Raw genomic sequence first — 16382 nt, 5'->3', positions numbered from 1 at the left:
GCCGTGGGCGCGACAATGCCGGATAATGCGGGCATGACCATCCGCATCAACAAATACATCGCCGAAACCGGCTTCTGCTCCCGTCGCGAGGCCGACCGGCTGATCAGCGAACGCCGTGTCACTGTCAATGGACGTCCCGCCGGTACCGGCGCGGTGGTCGGCGAGGAGGACAAGGTGCTGGTCGACGGCCAGCCCCTGCGCGCCCGCCAGGCCAGCCGTCCGGGCGGCCGCCGCCACGTCTACATCGTGCTCAACAAGCCGGTCGGGGTGACCTGCACCACCGAAAGTTCGGTGAAGGGAAACATCGTCGAGTTCGTCGGGCATGAGCAGCGCATCTTCCCGATCGGCCGGCTGGACAAGGAGTCCGAAGGCCTGATCCTGATGACCAGCAACGGCGACATCGTCAACCAGATCCTGCGCGCCGAAAACGGCCACCAGAAGGAGTACCTGGTGGCGGTGAACAAGCCGGTGACCGACGAGTTCCTGCGCGCGATGGCGCGTGGTGTGCGCATCCATGACCAGATGACCCTGCCGTGCCGCACCTCGCGCATCGCCAAGTTCGGTTTCCGCATCACCCTGCAGCAGGGCCTGAACCGGCAGATCCGCCTGATGGCGGCTGAATTCGGTTTCCGGGTGACCCAGCTGCGCCGCGTACGCATCGACAACATCAAGATCGGCGCGCTCAAGCCGGGCCAGTGGCGCAACCTCAGCGAGCCGGAACTGCGCGGGCTGCTGCCGGGGCAGGTCGACTGGTAGGAAGGTCAGATCAGTTCGGGATGCTGGACGGGGCGACGACGGTTGAGCAGGGGATGCAGGAAGACCGCCCCGACGATGACCGCGACGCCGACGTAGAACCAACCTGCGACTTCATGTTGTTCGCGCAGCAGCACCACTGCCAGGATCACCGCGTACACCGGCTCCAGGTTGGTCACCAGCTGCACGGTGTAGGCGCTGAGGTGACGCAGCGCGACCAGCGCCAGCGCGAACGGCAGCAGGGTACAGAAGCCGGCCAGCACCAGCAGCAGGATGCCGTCGTGCACGTCCGGCAGCACCCACAGCGGGCTGGCCAGGGCGGGCAGCAGGAACGGCATCAGCGGTGCCAGCAGGGTCAAGGTCAGGGTGCCGGCGCCCAGTTCCAGCGCGGTGACCGTCAGTGGATCGGCATGGCTGACCATGCGTTTGTTGAGTGAACCGAACACCGCCACGAGCAGCGCCGACATCGCACCCACCAGCACCCCCAGGCGCATGCCTTCGGGCACCCCGCCCACCACCAGCGCCACGCCGGGCAGCACCGCGATGCCGAACAGCAGTTCGCGCAGCTGGAACGGCCGCTTGGCCACCCAGGGTTCGATGATGGAGGTGAACACCGGGGCCAGCGCGATGCAGGTGGCGGCGACCGAGGCATTGGCCAGCTTCACCGCGCCGTAGAAGGTGAGCCAGTGCAGCGCGACCAGCGCGCCGATGCCGGAGTAGGCCGCGACCACCCGCCAGGGCATGTTGCGCAGGCCCTGCCACACCCGCGGCAGCAGCGCCAGCATGGCCACCACCAGCAGCATGCGCCACCACACCAGCGGCAGTGCGGGCAGGGTGATCAGCTTGCCAAGGATGGCCGTGATGCCCCACAGCAGCACGCAGAAGTGGATCTGGAAAAGTGCTTTGCGGGTATCGGGGCTGCTCATCGCGGTATTGTGCGTCAAGCCAGCGTCGGCGGCGATGGGTCAGCGTGTGTCGCAGCGCTGCTGCAGGGCGATGGCGGCTGCCGGGTTGCGCCGCTTGCCCGCCCCGATGCACAGCAGGTAGACCTCGCGCGGCGTCGGATCGGCTGGCGATGTGATCAACGGAAGATCTTCGACCGCAGCGCCTTGTGCCCACGCCTGCGCGCGCGCGGCCCAGCGTTGCTGTAACGGGGCCGGCAGCCCGGCACGGAGGCGCGGCTGGCTGCGCTTGATCCGGGCGTAGACGAAGTCGGCGCTGAGGTCGCCGTGCAGCGGGGCCTCGTCGCTGTCTTCGATGACCAGGGCAACGTTGTGGGCGCGTGCGGCCTGCACCAGCGTGGCATTCACTGCCGCGGCGTTGCGTACCTCCAGCGCGTGCTGCAGCGGCACGCCCTGCAGGGTCGCTGGCAGTGACCGCATGAACTCCGCCAGCGCGCCGGCATCGGCTTTGTGAGTGGGGGCGAACTGCCACAGCAGCGGGCCCAGCCGGTCACCCAGGCCCAGCGCGGCCTGCAGGAATGGCTGCGCGGCCTCGGCAACGCCGGACAAGTCGCGCCGCTGCACGAGGTAACGCGGGGCTTTCATCGAAAACCGGAAGCCTGGCGGTGTCTGCGCGGCCCACTGCGCGCATTGGGCCTGGGTCGGCGTGCGGTAGAACGTGCCGTTGATTTCGATGCAGCGCAGGGCGTTGCTGGCGAATGCCAGTTCCTCGCGCTGTGGCAGTCCTTCCGGATAGAACATGCCACCGCGCCACTCCGGGAATACCCAGCCGCCGATGCCGCAACGGATCGGCGCGGAAGTCGAACCCCCTCTGGTCTTTCCACCTGTCTCCATCCCACCCCTCCTTTGGCACGGGGAAGGCTGCACCGCCGGCCGTTACCATGATGAGAATTCCCGGCGCGCCCGCTCGGCGCGGCCATCCACTCTGGAGAACGTGCGTGATGAAGTCCCTGATCGGAGGCGCGATGCTGCTGGCCTTTACCACCCTGGCGACTGCGGCGACTCCGGCCCCGTTGCAGGATCTGGATGCCACCGTGGAGCGGGTACGCGCGCGCTTCGACGTGCCGGGCATCGCGGTGGCCGTGGTCAAGGACGGCAAGGTGGTGCTGGAGCAGGGCTGGGGCGTGCGCGAGCAGGGCCGTCCGGAGCCGGTGCAGGCCGATACGCTGTTTGCGATTGCCTCCAACACCAAGGCGTTCACCGCGCTGTCGCTGAACCTGCTGGCCGAAGAAGGCAAGCTGAAAATGGACGACAAGGTGGTCGACCACCTGCCGTCGTTCCGCCTGTCCGATCCCTTCGTGACCCAGCAGATGACCCTGCGCGACCTGCTCTCGCACCGCAGTGGGCTGGGCCTGGGCGCCGGTGACCTGCTGTTCTGGCCGACCACCGGCTACAGCAACGCCGAGGTGGTGGAACGGTTGGGCAAGGTGCCGCTGAAGGGCGGCTTCCGCGAACGCTATGCCTACGACAACATCCTGTACGCGGTGGCGCAGCAGGTGATCGAGAAGGTCTCCGGAAAGTCCTATCAGGACTTCCTGCAGCAACGCATCTTCGACAAGGTCGGCATGGCCGGCACCCGCTACAACGCCGACCATCTGCGCCCCGGCGACAACGCCGCGGTCGGCCATGCCAAGTTCGATTTCAAGGACCTGCGCACGGTGGCACCGCTGACCTGGCAGAACAATGCCGGCGCCGGTGGCATCTACTCCAGCGTGCATGACATGGCGCGCTGGATGCAGGTGCAGTTGGCGCAGGGAAGGTTGGCTGACGGCAGTGCGCTGTTCACAGCGAAGAGCCAGCAGCAGATGTGGCAGATGATCACCCCGCAGGTGGTGGCCGAGCCGGCGGTGGCGGAACTGGCGCCGGCGCGGCCGAACTTCGCCGGCTACGCCGAAGGCTGGAGCCTGAGCGATTTCCGCGGCCGCAGGCTGGTATGGCATACCGGCGGTTGGCCGGGCATGGTGTCCCGGGTGACGCTGGTGCCCGGTGAGAACCTGGGCGTGGTGGTACTGACCAACCAGGAAGCCGGCGCGGCCTTCAATGCCATCACCCTGAGCGTGCTCGATGCCTATCTGGGTGGTGACCGGCATGACTGGGTGGATGCCTACGGCAAGGCCGTGGACAAGAGCCGTGACAAGGCAGACGCGGCCTGGGCCAAACACCAGGCGGCACGCACCGCGCGCACCACACCATCGTTGGCCCTGGAGCGGTATGCCGGGCGCTACCGCGACCGCTGGTACGGGGACATGCACATCACCGGCAACGGCAAGGCGCTGCGCCTGCGGTTCGACAAGACCGCGCAGCTGGTCGGCACGCTCGAACACTGGCAGCACGACACCTTCATCGTGCGCTGGGACGACCGTTCGCTCAACGCCGATGCGTTCGTCAACTTCAGCCTGGACCCGGACGGGAAGGTCCGCGAGGTCCGCATGCAGGCGATCTCCGAGCTGACCGATTTCAGCTTCGACTTCCAGGATCTGTTGTTCGTGCCGCAAGGGTGAAGCTTGCGGGGATGACGGCCAGTGGTCGTCACTCCACGACAGGCCTGCGATGGGATAATCAACCGGTTACCCCGTTGTGAGCGACTGTGATGTTCCGCTGGTTTGAATCCCTGATCCCGGTCTTTCCGCCGGTGGACACGCGTATGCCGCCGCGCAGCGTGTTCAAGTTCTACCTGTTCTACCTGCGCCCGGTGTGGCCGGTGCTGCTGGCCACGCTGGTCGCCGGCCTGCTGCTGGCACTGGTGGAAGTGGCGATGTTCGACTTCCTCGGCCGCATCGTGGACATGGTCGCCGAGCAGCCCGGTGCCGGATTCTTCCAGCGCCACGCATCGGACCTGCTGTGGATGGTGGCGGTGTGCGTGGTCGCCCGGCCGGTGCTGGTCGGGCTGCACAACCTGCTGGTCAACCAGGCCATCGTGCCGGGCCTGAGCAACCGCTCGCGCTGGCTGATGCACAACTACGTGGTGCGCCAGAGCCTGACCTTCTTCCACAACGATTTCGCCGGCAGCGTGGCCAACCGCGTGATGCAGACCGGTACCTCGCTGCGCGAATCGGCGGTGCAGATGGTCGATTCGCTCTGGTACATCGTGGTCTACACCGGCACCGCGCTGTTCCTGTTCGCCCAGGCCGACTGGCGGCTGATGATTCCGCTGGTGCTGTGGATGCTGGCCTACGCGGTGATCATGGTGTACTTCGTGCCGCGTGCGAAGGAGCGCGCCTGGATCGCCTCCGAAGCGCGTTCCAAGGCGATGGGCCGCATCGTAGATGGCTATACCAACATTCCGACGCTGAAACTGTTCGCCCACGGCGGACGCGAGCAGGCCTACGTCGCCGAATCGATCCAGGAACTGGCGGAGAAGCATCGCCGGCAGACGCGCATCACCAGCGGTATGGACCTGACCATCGCCATCGTCAACGGGTTCCTGATCGCCGGCACCTGTGGGCTGGCGCTGTGGCTGTGGAACGATGGGCTGATCACGGTCGGTGCGATCACCCTGGCCACCGGCCTGGTCATCCGCATCCACAACATGTCCGGCTGGATCATGTGGACCATCAACGGCATCTTCGAAGACATCGGCACGGTGCAGGACGGGATCACCACCATTTCCCAGCCGCTTACCGTGCAGGACCGCGATGACGCAGTGCCGCTCAAGGTGAGTGCCGGTGGCGTGCACTTCCAGGACATCCACTTCCACTACGGCAAGCGCGGCGGGGTGATCGCCGGGCTGGAACTGCGGGTGAAGCCGGGCGAAAAGATCGGCCTGGTCGGGCCCTCGGGCGCGGGCAAGTCGACCCTGGTCAACGTCCTGCTGCGCCTGTATGACCTGGAGAGCGGACGCATCCTGATCGACGGGCAGGACATCGCCGGGGTCACCCAGGAAAGCCTGCGCGGGCAGATCGGCGTGGTGACACAGGATACGTCGCTGCTGCATCGTTCGATCCGCGACAACCTGTTGTACGGGCGTCCCGAAGCCTCTGAACAGGAACTGCGTGCGGCCGTGGCCAAGGCGCGTGCCGATGGCTTCATCGATTCGCTGGTCGATGGCCAGGGGCGGCAAGGTTACGACGCGCTGGTCGGCGAGCGCGGGGTGAAGCTGTCAGGCGGGCAGCGGCAGCGCATCGCGATCGCGCGCGTGCTGCTGAAGGACGCGCCGATCCTGGTGCTGGACGAAGCCACCTCCGCGTTGGATTCGGAGGTGGAAGCGGCGATCCAGGACAACCTGGACGAGCTGATGGGCGGCAAGACGGTGATCGCCATCGCGCACCGGCTGTCGACCATCGCGCGGATGGACCGGCTGGTGGTGATGGACCAGGGACGCATCGTGGAAACCGGCACGCATGCCGAACTGGTGGCGGCCGGCGGTCTGTACGCGCGGCTGTGGGCGCGCCAGACCGGGGGCTTTGTCGCCGCCGACGGATGATCGGTAGCGCCGAGCCCTGCTCGGCGGACGTCTTCCGTGCCGATTCAACAAGAAGCCGCCGAGCATGGGCCGGCGCCTCCTGCTGCTCCGAATCTGCTTCCACGAAATGGCTTGATCATTCTGGCCACCTGGGTTCCGGGCCGGTGGCTGATTCCAGCGGCTTGCCCATAGTCTTGCCTCGCGGCGGCAGGACGTCGCCCGGCATTCGCAGCAGGCGCGGTCGGGCGCAGCCTTGCACGCTGGATCTGCGATGGCGATCAGGTGACGCCTGGTTACAGCGTCAGAGATTCCGCCTCGCGGCAAAGCTGCGATAGGTCTCTGCAGCGTCCCTCTGCACGCGTCATCCGATGATGCTCCAGGCTCCTGACAAGACGAGGCATCGCAACGACACTGGGTTGCAGCGGCCATCCGGCTGCGCTGCCTTCGCCCGAACAAGAGACCTGGCAGATGATCCGACACCTGAACATGTTGATCGCCGCAGCGATGCTTTTTTCATCGACATCGGCAATCGCAGCGGCGGCACCGTACCAGTGCACGTTCCTGCTCCGCGGTGCACCAACTACGCAGAGCGTAAACGCAGACTCTGAGATCCATGCCAAGGAAATCATCCGCCACGAACACGGCTACTCCAATGTCGATCGCCTCTCCTGCAGCCGTGTCTGACACGGCCCTGACGCTCCCGTGCTGAAATGAGAAAGCGCCCCTGACGGGGCGCTTCGCATCCGGAGAGCCAGCAGGCCCGCCAGAAACCAGACCGGCGCCCTTACTCGATCGGCTGGTCCAGCATCAGCTGGCGCGCGAAACGCACCGGCGGGGCGCCGTAGGACAGCATCTTGTCGTGGTAGGCCTTCAGGTTGAACTGGTCGCCCAGCTTTTCCTGCGCGGCCTTGCGCGTGTCGAAGTGTTCCTGCGCACCGACGAAGTAGGTCGGCAGCTGCGCGGAGGTCAACTGCGCGCGCACCCACTTGCCCGACGCTTCGCTTTCCTGCTGGAACGCATCGTGGGTCATCAGGTGCATGGCCTGTTCGCGCGTCCAGTTGTCCACGTGCACGCCCTGGTCCAGGATCGCGTTGGAAATGGTGCGCAGGTAGAACTTCAGCTGCACCAGGTGGAACAGCGGATCGTTATCCAGGTAGCCCTGTTCCTGCATCATGCGTTCGGTGTAGACCGCCCAGCCTTCGGCGAACAGGCCCGAGCGCAGCACCGCACGCAGCGTGGAGGGGAACTTGGCCGAATGCCAGCCTTCCAGGTAGTGCCCCGGGGTGCCTTCGTGGATGCTCAGCAGGTGGATCATGCGGGAGTTGTACTCGCGCAGGAACGAGTCGACCTGCTTGTCGTTCCAGTCATCCGGGATCGGCGAGACCGCGTAGAAGGTCTTCAGGTTCTTGTCCAGCGGACCGGGCGAATCACAGTAGGCTACGGCCACGCCGCGCTGGAATTCGGGCATCAGGATGATGTCCACCGGTGCGTCGGGCAGGGTCATCAGGTCATGCTCGCGCACGAACGCGGTGGACTGGTCCAGCGCGGCCTTGGCATCCTCCACGACCTTGTCGCGGGCCGGTTTGTCGGCGTAGGCCAGTTCCAGTGCTGCTTCGATCGCCTTCTGCTGCTGGTCGTCGCTCGGGTTGGCCGGCATCTGCGGTGCGCCCGGCTTGTCCTTCAGCACGGTCTGGGCGATGCCATACATGTCCTGGCGCACGCGCTTGAGTTCGGCACGCGCACGCTCACCGATCTCCTGCCGCGAAAGCGAGGAATTCAGCGCGAACTTCAGCTTCTGGTCGTACAGCTCGGCGCCGACGCGGAACTCGCCCTTGGCATTGGGCACCAGGGTCTTGTCCAGCCACTGCTGCTGTTCGTCCACGGCCTTCTTCAGGCCGTCGATGGCGGCCTGCAGGCGCTGCTGGTCGGCCTGCGGCAGTTCGCCGATGTGCGGGGTGATGAAGGTATCGACGATGCTGAGGATGCCGCGGTTCTGCTTGGCCACGGTTTCAGCGTGGATCTTCGGCACGCGGGCCGGGTCCAGGTTTTCGCGCGCCTGGGCGAAGATCGCCGGGATCTTCTCCATGCGTGCGGTGGCCGACTTCAGGCGCTCGGGCAGCGGGGCGAACTCGCGCGCCATCAGGCCGTAGATCGCACTGCCTGCCAGGCCGTTGTACATCTGCGGATCCCACTTGGACGACTGCAGTACTTCGGCATTCCAGATATCCGACTGCAGCTGGTTGCGCAGGATCGCCGCATCCACCTGGTTTTCACGGCCAAGCTTGGCCACGTCGATCTTTTCCAGCTCGGCCAGCAGGCCCTTGTAGGCGGTCAGCGTCTTCTGCTGGCCGGCGGCACTAAGGTCGTCGATCTCGCTGTCGAAGCGGTGGTCGCCGATCTGCGTGGCACCCACGGGCGAGAGCTGCATCCAGCTGTCCAGGGCGCGCTTTGACAGATCGGCAAAGGCCGCATCTGCAGCGGCATCGGCGGCCTGCGCCGGCGCGGCGGCGGGCGGGGTGGCGGACGACGGGGCGTCGGCCTGCTGGCAGCCGCCGACGGCAGCGATCAGGGCGAGGGCAAGGAGATGCTGGCGCATCGGCAATCCTGTCTTGGGGTCAATCGCCAAGCATAGGTCGCGGGCGTCGCCCTGTCTGCGTGCCAAAGGATTACCATCGTCGCCACTCCAACGCAGGGACGAGACAGAATGCACAAGGAAGCAAGGCGTCATCCGCGCTGGGTCGGCGCGCTGGCCATGCTGCTGACCCTGGCCGGCTGCGGACGGCATGAGGCGGCGGCCGAAGCGGGTGCCGGCGCTGCCGGTGCGGTGGTGTCGCCGGAAGGCGCATCGCTGGCCTACGAACATGACCTGGACATCCGCCTGGATGCGGCGAAGATCGGCCCGCGGGTCAAGCAGATCGCCGACGCCTGCCAATCCGCCCGATTCGGCGACTGTGCGGTGCTGCAGGTGGGGCAGCAGGGCGGTGAGTACCCCAGCGGTTCGATCCGCGTGCGCATCGCGCCGAAGGGCGTGGAGCCGATCATCGGACTGGCCGGGCAGGGCGGGGAGGTGTCCTCGCGCAACACCCATGCCGAAGACCTCGCCCAGCAGGTAGCGGACACTGCATTGGCCAAGGCGCGCCTGCAGAAGGAGCACGAGCGGCTGCTTGCCTACCAGGACAGCAAGGACATCAAGCTGGCCGACCTGCTGGTCATCACCCAGCGGCTGTCGGAGATCGAGGCGGGGGTGGAACAGGCCAACAAGGATGCGGCCCAGCAGCGCCGACGCATCGACACGCAACTGGTGACGATGCAGTTCAACGCACCGTCCGGCCAGCGCAGCCGCAATGAAATCGGCATGGCGCTGTCAGAATCCGGAGCCATCCTGACCACCAGCATCGCGTACCTGATACGGGCCATCGCCGCGCTGCTGCCGGTGCTGGTGATCGGCAGCATCATCGGTTGGATCGGCCTGCGCCTGTGGCGCCGGCGACGTGCACGCAGGGCGGGTTGACCCCGCCCCTTCACGCGCGCCGGATCAGCCCTCGTCGGTCTCGTATTCGACGAAGACATCCAGCTCCAGGGCAAGCTCCTGTACCGCATCGCGCACCTTCTGCGCGGTGCTTTCGTTGCCCACTTCCACTTCCAGTTCATGGCTGCCCGGGCCGATGTCATCGGACAGGCCGGCCGAACTGGAATCGTCATCGTCCATCTTCGGCATCAGGTCGTCGGTTTCCTCGACATGCTCGATGCCTTCGATGCCGAGCAGCAGGTCGCTGATCGCACGCGCGTCGTCTTCGGTTCCGGTGATTCGCAGTCGCAGCAAAGCCATGGGGGTTGTCCTGATGGGAAACAGGACTCCAGCCTAGCCAGCCGGCGGAAAAGAGCGGGTGAGGGTGGAGCGGGGCCCGTGCTCACGCGTTCTGTACGGCGCTGCACGGGCCGCGTGGCGGTCAGCCAGCGCCGCTGCGCGTTACCGCACCGGCACCGGAATGTTGCACAGATCGATGTGCCCGGCCGGTCGTTTGTAGAAATCATCGACGCGGTTGCGACGGGCTTCCACGGTATCGGCGAAGGTTTTCGAGTCGGTGCGCAGTACCTGGATCGGCGTGCGTTCGGCGGCGGGGACATCGCTGGCGCGGCGTATCGAGGTGATCGGCGTACGCTGCTTCGGGTCGGCATAGAAGCCCATCGGCGCCGGACCCCGCGGCACCGCGCTGAGCAGTTCCATTCCCTTCAGCACACGGCCGACCACGGTGATGTTGCGGTCCAGCTGGCGCGGCGACTGGCCGGTGACCACGTACAGTTCGGCGCCTACGCTGCTGTCTTCGTCATTGTTGCGACCCGCGCCCAGCGCGCCATAGCAGTGCGCCAGCCAGGTCCTGCCGTCCTTCATGTCCTGGCCGACCGGGAAGCCGTCGACGAAACCGGTGCGCGACGCCCAGCCATCGCGGTCCGGCAGCGGGCTGACCTTCAATCCCGCCGTGGCCCGTTCGAATTCGGCCGGCAGTTTCTTCTGCGCCGATCCCATCGGCCGGGCCTTGGCGGCGTCGTCGGCGTTGGCATCGCCGAATTGCACCACGAAGTTGTCCTGGGACCGGTAGATGCTGGTGCCGTCCCAGAAATGTTCGTGGGCGAAGGTCTGGATGTTGGCCACGTGGCGCGGCGCGAACTGCGGCGCCAGCTCGATGATCACCCTTCCGGCGGGCAGGTCCATGTACAGCAGGTTGGCCGGGTCAGGCGTGCGCCAGTCGCGGTCGGGTGCGGCTTCCAGGATCTGCTGCGCGCTGCGGTAGGGGGTGGCCGCGGGGGCCAGCGAAGGCAGCAGGCAGGTGGCCAGGGCAAGCGCCAACAGGGCAGGGCGACGGTCCATGGTGAGCCTTTCAGGAAAGAGAGCCCGATCATGCGCGAGGCCACCGTTTCCTGCCAGCGCCCGGCGCGGTTGCCGCACGGCACCGTGACGTCCGGCCTATTCCACTAGGTCGAACTCCGCACTAGTGTTCACTTCAACGTAGTGGAGATGCCGCCATGGTCGATGAAGAGATCCAGCTGAAGAAATTCCAGAAGGAGCTCAGTGCGGGGACCGTATCGCTGGCGCTGATGGCGGTGTTGGCCAAGGCACCGGAGCCGCTGTACGGCTACCTGATCGCCAAGGAGCTGGAGCAGGTGGGCGAAGGCGTGCTGAGTGGCAAGCAGAGCGCCCTGTACCCGGTGCTGCGCAACCTGGAAGGGGCCGGCCTGCTGCAAAGCCACGTAGAGCCTTCCACCAGCGGCCCGCCGCGACGCTACTACCGCATCACCGAGCAGGGACGCGCCGTGCTGGAGCAGTGGATCCAGGCCTGGCGTGCCACCCGCGATTCCGTCGATTCCGTTCTGGAGGGCGTACTGCAATGAACATCGAACACACCATGGGCAGGACCCTGCCGGCGACCATTCCTGATTACCTGGCGCAGTTGCGCGCGGCGCTGCACGATGCCGATCCGGCGATGGTCCAGGATGCGCTGTACGACGCCGAGGAGTACCTGCGTTCGGAACTGGCCGCACAGCCGGGGCGCAGCGAGGGCGAGGTGATCGCCGACGTGGCCGGCAGCTACGGCGCGCCGGACGAGGTGGCCGAGATCTACCGCGAAACCGAGCTGACGGTGAACCGTGCGCTGCGCACGCCGAAGACGCCGCTCGGAACACGTGTTGCGACCACCCCTGCACTGGGCAGCGGCTTCGATGCGGTGCCGCCGGCGGCAGGCGTGGCGGCATCCGGTCCGGCCATCCCGGATCCGCCGCCGTCGCCACCGCGCTCGCTGGCGGCGCGATTCTTCGGCGTAGCGGTGGATCCGCACACCTATGGCGCCCTGTTCTACATGCTGCTGTCGCTGGCGACGGGCACCTTCTTCTTCAGCTGGGTGGTGACCGGCCTGTCGCTGTCGCTGGGCCTGCTGATCCTGATCATCGGCGTACCGGTGGCGGTGCTGTTCTTCGGTTCCATCCGCGGGCTGTCGCTGCTGGAGGGGCGGCTGGTGGAGGTGCTGCTGGGCGAGCGCATGCCGCGCCGGCCGCGCTTCAGCGACCGCAGCCGCAGCTGGCTGCAGCGGATCGGCGACATGTTCACCGATGGCCGCACCTGGCTCACCCTGCTGTACTTCGTGCTGATGCTGCCGCTGGGTATCGCGTATTTCACCGTGGCGACGACGTTGCTGGCGCTTTCGCTGGCGTTGATCTGGTCGCCGGTGGCGGTCTGGTTTCCGGGTGCCTACACCGGGGTGACCATCAATGGCCTGCCGCTGCTGGAAGGCGCTTGGGCCACGCCGCTGCTCGCACTGGCCGGCGGGCTGCTGCTGTTCGGCACGCTGCACTTGGCGCGGGCGGTCGGTAGGATGCACGGCACCCTGGCCAAGCACCTGCTGGTGCGGCTGTAGGGGCGGTGGGCCGGTAGCGCCGAGCCATGCTCGGCGAGCGCGCAGCGCGGCCTGTGTCAGCCACCATGATGCTGGATCGAAATGCCGCCGAGCATGGCTCGGCGCTACCTTGGTCCAACGGTAGTGACGGCCGCTGGCCGTCAGCACCGCAGCCGGGTTGTCAGCCGGCTTTCCGCCGCAACGGGGTGACGTTGCTCTTCTTCTTCGGCTTCGCCGAGGCCGGTGCTTCGGCATTGGCGGCGAAGAAATCGCGCACCTTCGGGTACACCACTTCGCGCCAGCGACGGCCGCTGAAGATGCCGTAATGGCCGGCGCCTTCGACGATGAAATGCTCGCGGCGGTCCTCGGCGATGCCCGTGCACAGCGACTGCGCCGCTTCGGTCTGGCCGAGGCCGGCGATATCGTCCAGTTCGCCTTCGATGCTCAACAGCGCGGTATCGCGGATGGCCGAAGGGTCGACCTTCTCACCCTTGATGTACCACTCGCCGCGCGGCAGCAGGAAATCCTGGAACACCACGCTGATGGTATCCAGATAGTACTTGGCCGGCATGTCCAGCACCGCGTTGTACTCGTCGTAGAAACGCCGGTGCGCATCGGCATCTTCCAGGTCGCCCTTGACCAGGTCGGCGTAGAAATCCCAGTGCGAGCTGAAATGCCGGCTGGGGTTCATGGACAGGAAGCCGGCGTGCTGCAGGAAGCCTGGATACACGCGGCGGCCGGCGCCGGGGTAGCTCGGCGGCACGGTGTGGATGACGTTGTTCTCGAACCACGACAGCGGGTTCTGGGTTGCCAGGTTGTTCACTGCGGTCGGGCTGCAGCGCGCATCGATCGGACCGCCCATCATCACCAGCGACTTCGGCGTCGGTTCACCGCGGCTGGCCATCAGCGAAACCGCAGCCAGTACCGGTACGGTGGGCTGGCACACGCTCACCACATGCAGCCGCTCCACGCCGAGGTGGCGGATGAAATCCTGGATGTACTCCACGTAATCATCCAGCCCGAACTCGCCTTCGCTGCCCGGCACCATGCGTGCATCGACCCAGTCGGTCACGTACACGCGATGGTCGCGCAGCAGGGTGCGCACGGTATCGCGCAGCAGCGTGGCGTGGTGGCCGGACAACGGCGCCACCACCAGTACGAACGGCTGGTTGAGCATGGTGTGCAGCTGGTCGGCTTCGTTGCTGTGGCGCTTGAAGCGCAGCAGCTTGCAGAACGGCTTGCTGACCTCTTCGTGGACCACGATCGGCACGCGCTCGCCGTCCACCTCGATCTCGTTGATGCCCCACTCGGGCTTCTCGTAATCCTTGCCCAGGCGATGGAACAGCTCGTTCATCGCCGCCAGGCGATCAGCCCCGGGCATCTGCCCCCACCAGTGGCCGGCATTGTTGAAGAAGTGGGCATTTGCCTGGGCCTGGTGGACCCAGGGGGCCAGCAGATTACGGGTCAATTCGTGAAGCTGGTAGAGCATATCGACTCAATATGTATGGTCATATGTTGCCGTGCAGCATACCCGATCCGGCGCGGCGTAATATTAATTGGGGTCGCAGACCCGCCGGCACCCGTTCAGGCCGTTTCCAGCGCCGAAGCTTCCTGGCCCAAGGAGGCGCCCAGCCAGCAATGCGAACCGATCGGGGCCAGGCCGTGCTTGCCCAGTTCGCGCCGATACCAGCGGGCCGGACGGGGGTGGAAGCCTTCGTGGTCCCCGTCGAAGTCGTCCTCGGCGGCGAAGGTCTCCAGGAAGGCGACGCCCCCGGTCAGCTCGCCGATGCCCGCCAGGCCGGCACGCAGCTCGCGGTCGGGCACGTAATGCATCACATCCGAGCAGATCAGCAGGTCCACCGGCGCGCACGGCCGCAGCCAGGCGAAATCGCCGAAGCTGGCCGGGTGCAGGTTGCGGGTGCGACCGTAGCGGCCCACGGCGTAGTCGCTGCTGTCAAAGCCCAGGTAGCTCAGCTTCGGGCGCAGCTTCAGCAGCGGCGCGCGCCATGCGCCTTCGCCGCAGCCGATGTCCAGCACGCTGCGGATCGGGCGTTCCAGGTAGTACTCGGCGCTGGCCACGGCCAAGGCGACCTTGCGCGCCAGCCGCGCGCTGCCGCCGATATCGGCACGCCGGTACCAGTGCTGGAAATAAGCGGCGTCGTAGGTCTTGTGCATGTACGTGGCCCTGCGCATCGGTGAAAATGGTGCTCATCCTACGCCAGCCGCTGGAGCGAGCACATGCAGTCCTACTTCTGGGTCAAGACCTTCCACCTGGTGTTCGTGGTGGCCTGGATGGCGACGGTGTTCTACCTGCCGCGCATCCTGGTCAACATCGCCGAGACGGCAGGGCAGGCGGCAGTCAGCGAACGTCTGCAGTTGATGGGGATGCGCCTGTACCGCTTCGGCCACAGCATGTTCGGCCTGGCCTTCGTGCTGGGGCTGGTGCTGTGGCTGGGCTACCGCGTCATCCCGGACTTCCCGACCATGGTGGCCCCGGGCGGAGCCGGCTGGCTGCACGCCAAGCTGGGCCTGGTGGTGGTGCTGCTGGGGTATTTCATCTGGATCGGGCGGCTGCTGAAAGGCGTAGCCAGAGGCCGCGCGCTGCCGTCTTCGCGCGCGCTGCGCTGGATCAATGAGATCCCGCTGCTGGCCTTCATCCCGATCGTATGGCTGGTACTGGCCAAGCCGTTCTGAGCCACGCCGGGTAGCGTCGGCGCGTCGGCGTGCCGGTAGCGCCGGTAGCGCCGAGCCATGCTCGGCGAGCGCGGAGCGCGGCCTGCATCCGGCCTGGAGATGCCTGATCGGAGAGCCGCCGAGCATGGCTCGGCGCTACCAGCTACCTGATCGGAGAGGCGCCGGACATCGTCCGGCGCGTCAGGTCATGCGGCTTCGTAGGTGCCGTAGCTGCGCAGGCGCGTGTAGCGCTTGGCCAGCAGCTCGTCGGTCGGCAGGCCCTGCAGGGCGTCCAGTTCGTTGACCAGCACGGCCTTCAGGCGCTTGGCCATCTGCACCGGGTTGCGGTGTGCGCCGCCGGTCGGCTCGCGCACCACTTTGTCGATCAGGCCCAGGCCCTTCAGGCGCGGCGCGGTCAGCCCCAGCTGTTCGGCGGCGTCCTTGGCCTTGCTGGCGTCCTTCCACAGGATCGAGGCGCAGCCTTCCGGGCTGATGGTCGAATAGACGCTGTATTCCAGCATGATGGTGCGGTCGCCCACGCCCAATGCCAGTGCACCGCCGGAGCCGCCTTCGCCGATCACCGTGCAGATCACCGGCACCTTCAGCTCGGCCATCTCCATCAGGTTGCGCGCGATGGCTTCGGACTGGCCACGGGATTCGGCGTCGATGCCCGGCCAGGCGCCGGCGGTATCGATCAGGGTCAGCACCGGCAGGCCAAAACGCTCGGCCATCTTCATCAGGCGCAGCGCCTTGCGGTAACCCTCCGGCTTGGGCATGCCGAAGTTGCGCTTGATCTTTTCCTTGGTGTCGCGGCCCTTCTGGTGGCCGATCACCATGACCGCGCGGCCATTGAGGCGGGCCAGGCCGCCCATGATCGCCTTGTCGTCGGCGAAGGCGCGGTCGCCGGCCAGCTCCTGGAACCCGTCGAACATCAGGTGCAGGTAATCCTGCGTGTACGGACGCGACGGGTGGCGGGCCAGCTGCAGCACCTGCCATGAGGTCAGGTTGCGGAAGATCTGCGCGGTGCGCGTCCGCAGCTTGCCCCGCAGGGCCGTTACTTCGGCTTCAACGTTGACCGCCGGACCGGCGCTGGCGCTGCGCAGCTCCTGGATCTTGGCTTCCAGGTCGGCGATGGGTTGCTCGAAGTCGAGGTAGTTCGGATTCATCGGAAGCCGTCGTATGAATGTAAGGAGGGAAGTTTAG

General features: G+C 66.4%; 16 protein-coding genes. 8 read left to right on the top strand and 8 right to left on the bottom strand.

The genetic code is table 11. The features are described from left to right. Positions 1-33 precede the first annotated feature (33 nt). Positions 34-756, top strand: a complete 723-nt coding sequence (locus tag ACI2JH_RS04690; RefSeq protein ID WP_404735561.1) for a pseudouridine synthase — start codon at positions 34-36, stop codon at positions 754-756. A gap of 5 nt (positions 757-761) precedes the next feature. Here ACI2JH_RS04690 and ACI2JH_RS04685 read toward each other — a convergent pair whose 3' ends face one another. Together ACI2JH_RS04685 and ACI2JH_RS04680 are read right to left on the bottom strand one after the other, a co-directional pair. Then, positions 762-1679, bottom strand: coding sequence for a DMT family transporter (locus ACI2JH_RS04685; RefSeq protein WP_101099933.1), 918 nt, complete (start codon positions 1677-1679; stop codon positions 762-764). A 39-nt stretch (positions 1680-1718) separates the two neighbouring features. Further along, positions 1719-2549: a DUF72 domain-containing protein gene (locus ACI2JH_RS04680; protein WP_404735560.1), complete on the bottom strand. Its 831-nt coding sequence runs from the start codon at positions 2547-2549 to the stop codon at positions 1719-1721. Between the two features lie 107 nt (positions 2550-2656). Between ACI2JH_RS04680 and ACI2JH_RS04675 the strand changes: the two genes are divergently transcribed. The 3 genes from ACI2JH_RS04675 to ACI2JH_RS04665 all read left to right on the top strand — a co-directional run bounded on the left by ACI2JH_RS04675 (position 2657) and on the right by ACI2JH_RS04665 (position 6801). Further along, a complete protein-coding gene (locus tag ACI2JH_RS04675) occupies positions 2657-4216 on the top strand; it encodes a serine hydrolase (RefSeq protein ID WP_404735559.1) in 1560 nt (519 codons plus the stop codon). Positions 4217-4305: 89 nt separating this feature from the next. Continuing rightward, positions 4306-6138 (top strand): multidrug efflux ABC transporter SmrA, encoded by a 1833-nt coding sequence (gene smrA, locus ACI2JH_RS04670; protein ID WP_182655385.1) that lies wholly within the window; start codon positions 4306-4308, stop codon positions 6136-6138. A 447-nt stretch (positions 6139-6585) separates the two neighbouring features. Next, positions 6586-6801: a hypothetical protein gene (locus ACI2JH_RS04665; protein ID WP_182655386.1), complete on the top strand. Its 216-nt coding sequence runs from the start codon at positions 6586-6588 to the stop codon at positions 6799-6801. 100 nt (positions 6802-6901) lie between these two features. Here the strand turns inward: ACI2JH_RS04665 and ACI2JH_RS04660 are convergent, their stop codons facing one another. Beyond that, positions 6902-8713 carry a DUF885 domain-containing protein gene (locus ACI2JH_RS04660; RefSeq protein ID WP_404735558.1) on the bottom strand — a complete coding sequence of 604 codons (1812 nt, stop codon included), beginning with the start codon at positions 8711-8713 and terminating at the stop codon, positions 6902-6904. 108 nt (positions 8714-8821) lie between these two features. On the opposite strand from ACI2JH_RS04660, the gene ACI2JH_RS04655 reads away from it, so the two are divergent. After that, positions 8822-9628 carry a DUF4349 domain-containing protein gene (locus ACI2JH_RS04655; RefSeq protein WP_319273912.1) on the top strand — a complete coding sequence of 269 codons (807 nt, stop codon included), beginning with the start codon at positions 8822-8824 and terminating at the stop codon, positions 9626-9628. Positions 9629-9652: 24 nt separating this feature from the next. Here ACI2JH_RS04655 and ACI2JH_RS04650 read toward each other — a convergent pair whose 3' ends face one another. Then, positions 9653-9946 carry a hypothetical protein gene (locus ACI2JH_RS04650; protein WP_101099939.1) on the bottom strand — a complete coding sequence of 98 codons (294 nt, stop codon included), beginning with the start codon at positions 9944-9946 and terminating at the stop codon, positions 9653-9655. Positions 9947-10087: 141 nt separating this feature from the next. Continuing rightward, positions 10088-10987: a peptidylprolyl isomerase gene (locus tag ACI2JH_RS04645; RefSeq protein ID WP_404735557.1), complete on the bottom strand. Its 900-nt coding sequence runs from the start codon at positions 10985-10987 to the stop codon at positions 10088-10090. Between the two features lie 155 nt (positions 10988-11142). Between ACI2JH_RS04645 and ACI2JH_RS04640 the strand changes: the two genes are divergently transcribed. Then, complete coding sequence (locus ACI2JH_RS04640) at positions 11143-11508, top strand: PadR family transcriptional regulator (protein ID WP_057508663.1); 366 nt, start codon at positions 11143-11145, stop codon at positions 11506-11508. Further along, on the top strand, positions 11505-12527 hold the full coding sequence (locus ACI2JH_RS04635) for a sensor domain-containing protein (RefSeq protein WP_182655388.1): 1023 nt from the start codon (positions 11505-11507) through the stop codon (positions 12525-12527). Before ACI2JH_RS04640 ends, ACI2JH_RS04635 begins: the two co-directional genes overlap by 4 nt. Positions 12528-12687: 160 nt before the next feature. Here the strand turns inward: ACI2JH_RS04635 and ACI2JH_RS04630 are convergent, their stop codons facing one another. Next, positions 12688-13995: a polyhydroxyalkanoate depolymerase gene (locus tag ACI2JH_RS04630; RefSeq protein ID WP_182655389.1), complete on the bottom strand. Its 1308-nt coding sequence runs from the start codon at positions 13993-13995 to the stop codon at positions 12688-12690. A 95-nt stretch (positions 13996-14090) separates the two neighbouring features. Further along, on the bottom strand, positions 14091-14681 hold the full coding sequence (locus ACI2JH_RS04625) for a class I SAM-dependent methyltransferase (protein WP_101099943.1): 591 nt from the start codon (positions 14679-14681) through the stop codon (positions 14091-14093). Between the two features lie 63 nt (positions 14682-14744). On the opposite strand from ACI2JH_RS04625, the gene ACI2JH_RS04620 reads away from it, so the two are divergent. Beyond that, positions 14745-15200: a CopD family protein gene (locus ACI2JH_RS04620; protein ID WP_319273922.1), complete on the top strand. Its 456-nt coding sequence runs from the start codon at positions 14745-14747 to the stop codon at positions 15198-15200. A 185-nt stretch (positions 15201-15385) separates the two neighbouring features. Here ACI2JH_RS04620 and ACI2JH_RS04615 read toward each other — a convergent pair whose 3' ends face one another. Then, entirely contained in the window at positions 15386-16345 is a 960-nt protein-coding gene (locus ACI2JH_RS04615) for an acetyl-CoA carboxylase carboxyltransferase subunit alpha (RefSeq protein WP_182655392.1), read from the bottom strand. Between the last annotated feature and the right edge of the window lie 37 nt (positions 16346-16382).

Source organism: Stenotrophomonas sp. NPDC078853, from assembly GCF_044901215.1.
GTDB lineage: Bacteria > Pseudomonadota > Gammaproteobacteria > Xanthomonadales > Xanthomonadaceae > Stenotrophomonas > Stenotrophomonas lacuserhaii.
This window is presented reverse-complemented; position numbering and strand designations above follow the sequence as displayed.